Source organism: Clostridium sp. AUH-JLR23, assembly GCF_964238065.1.
GTDB classification, from domain to species: Bacteria; Bacillota_I; Bacilli_A; order Erysipelotrichales; family Coprobacillaceae; genus Allocoprobacillus; species Allocoprobacillus merdigallinarum.
Map to the genome: position 1 here is coordinate 36,628 of NZ_CAXSKY010000024.1, position 8,606 is coordinate 45,233.

The window sequence follows — 8,606 nt, forward strand, 5'->3', positions numbered from 1 at the left end:
ATAATCCAAACTATAAAACAAAAGACTTAACTTCTTTTATAGAAATTAAGTCTCCTATCATTTTAATCAATAACTTTCATACCACCATATTTTCTGATTTTTAAAATATGACAACTTCCCTCACCAAAATATTTTTCAATTCCCTGTTTATATGCTTCAACATAATCATCTTCTACAAAAGCTTGAATTGTTCCAGCAAAACCACCACCATGAACACGACATACTCCATGTGCTCCTAATAAATTTTCAGACAATGCGAGAGCTAAAGAAACAGCCTGTTGTCCAACATAATGATTAGAATAAATATTTTGAAGATATTTAAACGAACTTTCTCCTGAAGCTTTGACAATTGTCTTAAAAGTATCAAAGTCTTCCTGTTTTAATGACTGAACAGCCTGTTGAACACGTTTATTTTCTTTAAAGACATGAATGGCTCTTAAAACAGCACGGTCATTGACTGCTTCTCTGACTTCAGTTAAATGTTCATAAAATTCTTTTTCGTCCACATCTCTTAAGTATTCCTGATGGAAGAAATGATCGACTTCTTTCAATTCTTCAGGAATAGACGCATAATCTTCTGTTAAATCAGCGTGTGAAGCATGGACATCAACAATACACAAACTATGATGGAAACGTGGAAAATCAACATTTATTTTTTCTACAATAGGATTTTCATTATCCTTGAAATCAATATGAATCAAACTTCCCACTGAGCAGGCACATTGATCCATTAATCCACATGGTTTTCCAAAGTAAACATTTTCACTATATTGACCAATTTTCGCAATTGTGACAGGATCTACTTTCATATCATTATACATACCTGATAATATTGTTCCAATCATCACTTCAAAGGCAGCTGATGAAGATAATCCAGATCCTTGTAAAACATCACTTGTCATATATCCAACAAAGCCACCAATTTTATGTTGAAGTTGTTGGAATCTAGCAAGAATACCACGAATCAATCCTTCTGATGACTCTTTTTCATTTTCTCTTAATGTCAAATCATCAATGTGAATAGCTTCAATATCATAATCATCAGATAAAATTTTAATCTTTGTATCATCTTTTGCAACCACTGCAATGATATCTAAATTAATAGCTGCAGCTAAAACTTCCCCATGTTGATGATCAGTATGATTCCCACAAACCTCGCTTCTTCCAGGTGTGCTATAAATGCTGACTTCCTGATCACCATATAAATCAATGAATTTTTCAATAGCTTGAACATATCTTGATTTTTGATGTTCTAATTGTTCCTGATCAACATAAATATCTAAAAATGTATCATTATAAACATTGTTTTGAATATCTTGAATAATTAAACTTGCTTTTTTCATTATTGAATAACTTTAAACTGATATGATGTTATTTCATCATATGTTTCTCCTTTCTTTAATAGTGTTGTTGGATGTTCTTCTAAATGAATCGCATCAGGCATATTCTGTGTTTCAATACATACTGCATCTCTTGCATAATAGCGTTCTCCATATTTTCCTAATCTTCCATCCAAATAATTAGCTGTATAAATCTGAGCTTGTGGTAAAGTCGTTGACACAATCAATTGTCTTCCTGTTGGCTCATGAGTTAAAATCACCTGATTGCTTTGCGTATCAAAAAGAAATGGATGATCAAATCCTTTACCAATTTTTAACTGTTCATCATCCTGTTCTACTCTTTCACCAATAAGTGCAGGTTGTCTGAAATCAAATGGTGTTCCTTCAACATCTTTCAATTCACCAGTTGTTAAACCATCAGAGTCAACGCAGGCAAATTGGGATGCATGAATCTGTAAAGTATGCTGATAGATGTTTTCTTTGTGTCCTGACAAATTAAAATATGAATGATTTGTAATATTAATAAGTGTATCTGCTGATGATGTTGCCTGATAATGAGCTGTTAAAGTATCATCTTTTAATGTATATATGACTGTTAAATCTAAATCACCTGGATAACCTTCTTCTCCATCTTTTGATAAATAGTGAAGTTTTAATGTGTGTTCATCTTCAATTGTGTAATCAAAAACCTGATAACTAAATCCTTTGATCCCACCATGTAAATGGTTAGGACCGTTATTAACAGCCAAATGGTAATCTTGACCATTTAAACTAAATTGTCCTGCTTTAATTCTATTTGCAACTCTTCCTACCAACGCTCCTAAATAAGCATCTAATGTCTGGTATTGTGTAAAATCATCATAACCTAAAACGACATCATCTTTATGTCCATTTTTATCTGCCATGATAACTTTGATAATTGTACATCCATAATTGGATACAACAACTTCTAATTGTTCATTTTTCATAGAAATCAAATCAATTTGATCATCTATATGTTTGATCACTTCAATCATTATTATCCTCCTCCTTACATAATGACTCTACAAAACTACAAAACGCTTCAATACCTTCATCATTCATTTTAAAAACACCAGCATCTTCTAAAACTTCTACAAACTTTATTGTGAGAGCTGTTTTCAAAACATCATCAACCGTATCTTCTTGAATCTGATAGTTTTCTTTGATTTCATTATACCATAATTCATGTTTCTGTAATTCAGGATATTCACTGATTTCTTTTTTTCCTAATAGACAGTCTTTTAATAATTCCAATTCCACTTTCAAACGTGCTGGTAAAACTGCTAAACCCATCACTTCTATTAAACCAATATTTTCTTTTTTAATATGATGCAATGAAGCATGAGGATGAAAAATACCATCAGGATGTTCTTGAGAAGTTCGATTATTTCTTAAGACAAGATCCATTTGATAGTCATGATTTTTCATTCTTGCGATTGGAGTGATGGTATTATGTGGTGTTTGATCACTGTGTGAAAGAATATCTAGAGATGGATTAGAATAATTCTTCCATGCTTTTAATGTTTTTGTCGCAAATTCAACAATTTTTTGTGAATCTTGGCAAGTTACTCTGATTGTTGAAAGTGGCCATTTTAATATTTCAATCTTTAAATCAGGATATTTATCCCATGACATTGTTTTAATAACATCTGCATTATTCATTGGAAACTCATAACATCCACCCTGATAATGATCATGTGTTAAAATTGATCCTCCTACAATTGGTAAATCTGCATTAGAACCTAACATATAATGAGGAAACTGTTCAACAAAGGATAAAAGATGTTGAAACGTATCTTGATTAATCACCATAGGAATATGTTCTTTATTTAAAACAATACAGTGTTCATTGTAATAAACATAAGGTGAGTATTGTAAATAATAATCCGTAGCATTTAATTTCAATGGAATAATACGATGGTTTTGTCTGGCAGGACGATTAAAATCACCGCTAAAACCTACATTTTCTTTGCATAGTAAACATTGAGGATATCCACTTGTTTTGACTAACTTTGCTTTTGCAATATCTTTAGGATCTTTCTCTGGTTTAGACAGATTAATCGTAATATCTATATTGCCATATTTATAATATTTTTGAAATTTAATATTCTGGTCCGTTCTGTTTTTACGAATATAATGAGAATCAATAGAAAGCTGATAAAAATACTTTGTCGCATCCTGAGGAGAACGGGCATAGCGTTGACGAAATTCTCGAATCACCTCACTAGGTCTAGGCATCAGACAATTCATAATGCGTGTATCAAATAAATCTTTTTCCACAATACTATCTTCAATAATTCCCTTACCCACTGCATAGTCTAACATCTTTTCTAAAATACCTGTACTGTCACTAATCGTTTCATGAATATCTTCTTTATAAAATTCATTCATTTTTAATAAATCCAACAGTAAGTTGACTGTATAGTCCACATCTTCCTCTTGAATCAGATGATGATCTAACCCAAATTGTATTAACTGATTAATCTCATGGTTCATATTTTGACCCTCCCTTTTCTTACCTATACCATACCACGCTTCCAACAAAACTTCAAACATTATTTACTTATTTTTAAGTAAAATTTTACTTATAAAGTTATTCTATGAATTTCATGGCTTTTTATAACATTTTCCTATATAATATAGAAAACAAGGAGGTAATTATGGCCACTTTAAAAGATATTGCCCAAATGGCTCAAGTTTCAATTGCGACAGTTTCCCGCATCTTAAACAATGATCCTACATTAAGCGTTCCTCAACAAACAAGAGAAAATGTCTTAGAAGCCGCAAAAGCACTGCAATACCAAAAGAAAAAGAAAAATGACCCTGGTATTCATATTTGTCTGATTCAATGGTATTCTTTACAACAGGAAATCAATGATCCCTACTACTTAACTTTACGTCATGGTGTAGAAGATTATTGTGCCAAAAACGGAATTATTTTAAGAAGAATATTTAAAGATGATGTGAACATTGAAAAGTCTTTAAAGGGAATTGACGGTATTATTTGCCTAGGTAAATTTAGTAAAAGTCATATTGAAACTTTAAAAAAATATAATGATGCTATTATTTTATTGGATATGGATTATGAAAATTTAAAAGAATGTTCGATTGTTTTAGATTTTGATTTAGCTTTAAAACAAGCTCTGACATATTTAACAGATCTAGGTCATCAAAAGATTGGTTATCTTGGTGGTGTTGAATATTTAGATGATGGACAAGCTTATGATGATATAAGAAAAAAATCTTTTATCAAATATGCTAAAGAATATCAAATAGAATATGAGGATTATATGATTGAAGGAGAATTTACCAGTGAATCAGGTTATGCTATGATGTCAAACATGATTCAATCTCATCATTTACCAACAGCTCTTTTTGCTGCCAGTGATCCGATTGCGATGGGCGCAATGAAAGCTTTGAATGATTATGGTTTCCATATTCCTGACGATATTTCTATTATTGGTTTTGATAATATTGATGCCAGCAATTATACATATCCGCCTCTTACAACTTTTTATGCTCCTGCATTTGATATGGGACAATTTGGGGCCAGATTACTTCATCAGGCTATTAAAGATCATACCAAACTCTTACCAATGCGTATTCAACTCCCATGTTATTTAGTAGAAAGAGAATCATGTCAAGCTTTATAATTTCTAACAAAAATCATATGATAAACTTCGTGTTTATCAACTGAAATCTTTATAAAAAATCAATTTTGTAAAATCTATATATCTTAGATAAATAAAAAACAGGACTGATGAAGCAACCCTTATGATTTGGATAATCCGATCATAAAGATCACTTCATTTTCCTGTTTTATTTTTGTTTTAATGCTTCATCAATCGCTTGAGCTGCTTTTTTACCAGCGCCCATAGCCAAAATAACTGTAGCTGCTCCAGTGACAACATCGCCACCAGCATAAACACCATCTTTAGATGTTTTCATCGTTTCTTCATCCACAATGATTCCACCCCATTTTTGAGTATCTAAACCAGGTGTTGTCTGTCTGATTAATGGATTAGGACTTTGACCAATAGAAACAATCACTGTTCCCGTTTCAATAACAAAGTTAGAACCTTCCTTTACAACTGGTCTTCTTCTACCACTTTCATCAGGTTCTCCAAGTTCCATTTCTACACATTCCATAGATTTAACCCAACCATCTTCTCCTTCAATTTTGACTGGATTTGTAAGCAACTTGAAAATAATGCCTTCTTCTTTAGCATGATGTACTTCTTCAGCTCTGGCTGGAATTTCTTGTTCACCACGACGATAAACAATATATACATTTTTTGCTCCTAAACGTTTTGCGGTTCTTGCAGCATCCATTGCGACATTTCCAGCCCCAATAACACAAACTGTTTCAGTAATTTTCACTGGTGTCGGATGATTTGGAAATTCATAACCTTTCATCAAATTGACACGTGTTAAAAATTCATTAGCTGCATAAACACCATTTAAATTTTCACCAGGAATACCTTGGAAACGAGGAAGTCCGGCACCACTTCCAACAAAGATAGCTTCATAACCTTCTTCTTGTAATTCATCAATTGTTACAGAACGTCCAACAACAACGTTTGTTTCAAATTTGACACCTAAATCAGCGACCCCATCAATTTCCTTTTGAACCAAATCTTTAGGTAAACGGAATTCAGGGATTCCATATGATAAAACGCCACCTGTTTTATGCAAAGCTTCAAAAACAGTCACATCATATCCTTTTTTCGCTAATTCTCCTGCACAAGTCATACCTGCAGGGCCACTTCCGACAACGGCAACCTTTTTTCCATTCTTTTCAATATGATTGTCTTTCTTTTGACCATAATCTCGATGATAATCAGCAACAAATCTTTCTAATCGTCCAATTCCTACTGATTCTCCTTTGATACCACGAACACATTTCCCTTCACATTGATTTTCTTGAGGACAGACACGTCCACAAATAGCTGGAAGAGCATTTTCCTGTGTAATAATGTCATATGCTTCTTCAAAGTTTCCTTTTGCAACTTCGGCAATAAATTCAGGAATAGGTACACCGACTGGACAACCATTCTTACATGGACTATGTTTACAATTTAAACATCTTGTAGCTTCTTCCATAGCCTGTTCTTTTGTATATCCTAATGCAACTTCCTTAAAGTTCTGATTTCTAATCTGAGGTTCCTGTTCAGGCATTTTCACCTTTTCTAATGACATATTAGGCATTATTGAACACCTCCCATTAAATTACACATACGATTTGCTTTTTCATCCATTTGATGTTCTTCTTCTTTAAACATTCTTTGACGTGCCATCAGTTCATCGAAATCAACTTGTAACCCGTCAAAATCTGGTCCATCAACACAAGCAAACTTAATTTTACCATCAACAGTTACACGACAACATCCACACATACCTGTTCCATCAATCATAATTGGATTTAAAGAAACTGATGTTTTTATATTATGGGGTTTTGTAACACCTACAACTGCTTTCATCATTGGCACTGGTCCAATCGCAATCACTTCATCAATCTCTTCACCTTGTTCAATCAAATCAGCTAACACTTGAGTTACAAAGCCTTTTCTACCAAGTGAGCCATCATCTGTTGTTATATAAACATTTTTACAGAACTTTCTAAATTCATCAGCCCATAAAACATATTGTGCTTCTCTTCCACCAATAATCACATCAACCTCAACACCCATTTGTGCTAAAGCTCTTAACTGTGGATAAAGTGGTGCACTTCCTACACCACCAGCAACACCAATAACATGTTTTGAAGCATGTAATTTTGTTGGTTCTCCTAAAGGTCCTACAAAATCTGTAATTTCATCACCTTCATTTAATAAAGATAATGCTTTTGTAGAATATCCAACAATTTGATAAATAATCGTAATTGTTTCTTTTTCTCTATCATAATCAGCAATTGTCAATGGGATTCTTTCTCCATCATCACCCACTCTTAAAATGATAAACTGTCCTGGTTCACATTTTCTCGCAACATGGGGTGCATGAACAACCATTAACTCTACAACATCATTTAATTTTTCTTTGTGTAAAATCTTATACATTTCGATCAACCCCTCTCGTAGTTTAAAAAATTATATCACAGGGATAATTTTTTCGCAATACAACATCATCATTATCTCTTGACCACTATAGGATTCATAGCTTATGATATGAAAAAGGAGAAATGTTTTATGAATAAAAAACTTATATTTTTTGATATAGATGGGACTTTGTTGGATGAACAGAGTGGATCTGTGCCAGCCTCTACAATTGAAGCTATTGAAAAAGCTCAAAAAAATGGTCATCTTTGTTTTATTAATACTGGTCGTCCTATTTCTACAATTGATAAGGTCATCACTGATCTTCCTTTTGATGGCTATGTCTGTGGTTGTGGAACCTATATCGAATATCAACAAAAAATATTATTTCATACTGAATTAGATTTTGAACTAAGAAAAAAAGTGATTCAAAGCATTGATCAATATCAGGTCGATGCAATGTTAGAAGGAAAAAGTGGTGTTTATTTTTCACAACATTTAAAGCATCCATTTATTCAAGCTATTAAAAAGAAATATCAGGATCTTCATTTTCAAGTTCACAGTTTTTCTAGTCATGAGGATGTTCCTTTTGATAAACTCACTGTCTGGTATCAATCTGACACACCAATTGAAGCCTTTAAAAAAGCATTAGAAAACGACTTTCTTATTATTCAAAGAGATATTGATTTCTTAGAAATTGTGCCTCTTCCATATTCTAAAGCAACTGGTATTCAATACTTGATTGATTATCTTGGATATACCTTAAAAGACACTATAAGTATGGGGGATTCCCTTAATGATTTACCTATGTTAACTTATACACATGAATCAGTTGCTATGGGAAATAGTCATCCTCTTTTATTGGACCAAGTCACTTACATAACAACCCCTATTAACCAGGATGGTATTCAACATGCTTTAGAACATTTTCATCTTATATAAAAGTAAAAAGAACGTGGGGAAACGTTCTTTTTGCTTTTATAGACGAATTTGATATATAGGGAGAGGGGTCGTCTATATTTTATCATATTATATGTCTTGTCTTAAGACACTTATATATTAACCCAGCCATATGAATTCATTGTGAATTTCATAAGAACTTTATGTGAACTTTTTTAAATATTGCCATTTTAAACATTGAATAGGGGCTAAGAATTAATATCTTTCGCCCCTTTCACAACACCGTGCGTAGGGTTCCCTACACGGCGTTTCA

Annotated in this window: 7 protein-coding genes; 2 read left to right on the forward strand and 5 right to left on the reverse strand. The window is 32.7% G+C overall.

Going from position 1 to position 8,606, the window contains the following annotated elements; all coding sequences use genetic code 11:
* Positions 1–62: 62 nt before the first annotated feature.
* The 3 genes from ACESR5_RS11025 to ACESR5_RS11035 are packed head-to-tail and all read right to left on the reverse strand — an operon-like array spanning position 63 to position 3,857.
* Positions 63–1,343 (reverse strand): galactokinase family protein, encoded by a 1,281-nt coding sequence (locus ACESR5_RS11025; RefSeq protein ID WP_087303777.1) that lies wholly within the window; start codon positions 1,341–1,343, stop codon positions 63–65.
* Positions 1,343–2,356, reverse strand: a complete 1,014-nt coding sequence (locus ACESR5_RS11030; RefSeq protein WP_087244324.1) for an aldose epimerase family protein — start codon at positions 2,354–2,356, stop codon at positions 1,343–1,345. The genes ACESR5_RS11025 and ACESR5_RS11030 overlap by 1 nt, the downstream gene beginning before the upstream one ends.
* The gene (locus ACESR5_RS11035; RefSeq protein WP_373155742.1) at positions 2,349–3,857 is read right to left on the reverse strand and encodes a UDP-glucose--hexose-1-phosphate uridylyltransferase; all 1,509 of its coding nucleotides are present in this window, start codon (positions 3,855–3,857) and stop codon (positions 2,349–2,351) included. Before ACESR5_RS11035 ends, ACESR5_RS11030 begins: the two co-directional genes overlap by 8 nt.
* A 164-nt stretch (positions 3,858–4,021) precedes the next feature.
* Between ACESR5_RS11035 and ACESR5_RS11040 the strand changes: the two genes are divergently transcribed.
* Complete coding sequence (locus ACESR5_RS11040; RefSeq protein WP_087303775.1) at positions 4,022–5,014, forward strand: LacI family DNA-binding transcriptional regulator; 993 nt, start codon at positions 4,022–4,024, stop codon at positions 5,012–5,014.
* A gap of 166 nt (positions 5,015–5,180) precedes the next feature.
* On the opposite strand, the gene gltA is transcribed toward ACESR5_RS11040, so the two are convergent.
* Both gltA and ACESR5_RS11050 read right to left on the reverse strand, forming a co-directional pair.
* Positions 5,181–6,569, reverse strand: coding sequence for an NADPH-dependent glutamate synthase (gene gltA / locus ACESR5_RS11045; protein ID WP_373155745.1), 1,389 nt, complete (start codon positions 6,567–6,569; stop codon positions 5,181–5,183).
* Complete coding sequence (locus tag ACESR5_RS11050; RefSeq protein ID WP_087244328.1) at positions 6,569–7,417, reverse strand: sulfide/dihydroorotate dehydrogenase-like FAD/NAD-binding protein; 849 nt, start codon at positions 7,415–7,417, stop codon at positions 6,569–6,571. Before ACESR5_RS11050 ends, gltA begins: the two co-directional genes overlap by 1 nt.
* Positions 7,418–7,546: 129 nt before the next feature.
* Here ACESR5_RS11050 and ACESR5_RS11055 point away from each other — a divergent pair, with 129 nt between their 5' ends.
* Entirely contained in the window at positions 7,547–8,335 is a 789-nt protein-coding gene (locus ACESR5_RS11055) for a Cof-type HAD-IIB family hydrolase (protein ID WP_373155748.1), read from the forward strand.
* The last annotated feature ends 271 nt before the right edge of the window (positions 8,336–8,606 follow it).